At 66.8% G+C, this 920-nt stretch carries 2 protein-coding genes; both read left to right on the forward strand.

Features of this window, described 5'->3' with window-relative positions; genetic code table 11:
* A partial coding sequence (locus AC1D1G_RS45545) for a lipoyl synthase (RefSeq protein WP_477956978.1) occupies positions 1–456 on the forward strand: 456 nt, incomplete at its 5' end.
* 73 nt (positions 457–529) lie between these two features.
* Positions 530–920, forward strand: a 391-nt coding sequence (locus tag AC1D1G_RS45550; RefSeq protein WP_477956979.1) for a DUF4191 family protein, incomplete at its 3' end; no start/stop codon positions are given.

Consider the following 920-nt stretch of genomic DNA (forward strand, 5'->3'; position numbering starts at 1 on the left):
CGCATCTTCAAGCGGATCCGGCCCGCGTTCCGCTACCAGCGCAGCCTCGACGTGATCACCGCCGCCCGCGAAGACAACCTCGTCACCAAGTCCAACCTCATCCTCGGGATGGGCGAAACCCCCGACGAGGTCACCCAGGCGTTGCACGACCTGCACGACGCCGGATGCGACATCATCACCATCACCCAGTACCTGCGCCCCTCGCCCCGCCACCACCCCGTCGAGCGGTGGGTCAAGCCCGAGGAATTCGTCGAGCACTCCAAGACCGCCGAGGAAATCGGGTTCGCCGGCGTCATGGCCGGACCCCTCGTCCGCTCCTCCTACCGCGCCGGCCGGCTCTACGCGCAGGCGATGGCCCACCACGGCCGCGAATTGCCTGAAGGACAGGCACATCTCACCGAAAGCGGCGATGCGTCGCAGGAGGCGAGTTCCCTCATGGCGCGGCTCGCCCGCTGACCTCCCCGCGTGCGCGGTGGTCGACACCGGACGGGTCATCACCGCGCACGGCCAGGGACGTATCCTGAAGAGCATGGCGAACGGCAGTAAATCCGGTAAAGCGGGCAAACCCAGTAAAGAAGCAAAGGCAGCCGCCAAGGCAGCCCGCAGGCAGGCGTCGAAGGAACGCAGAACTCAGCTCTGGCAGGCGTTCCAGATGCAGCGCAAGGAAGACAAGCTGCTGTTGCCGCTCATGCTCGGCACGCTCATCGGACTCGCGGTGGTGTTCTTCCTCGTCGGTCTGATCTGGGGCCTCCAGTGGTTCCTTCTCCCGATCGGTCTCCTCCTCGGCGTGCTCGGAGCGTTCATCATCTTCGGCCGGCGCGTCCAGAAGACGGTGTACGGCAAGGCCGAGGGCCAGGCRGGCGCGGCCGCCTGGGCGCTCGACAACATGCAGGGCTCCTGGCGCGTGACCAGTGCGGTCG

The sequence above is a fragment of the Rhodococcus sp. P3_B8 genome (assembly GCF_056402775.1).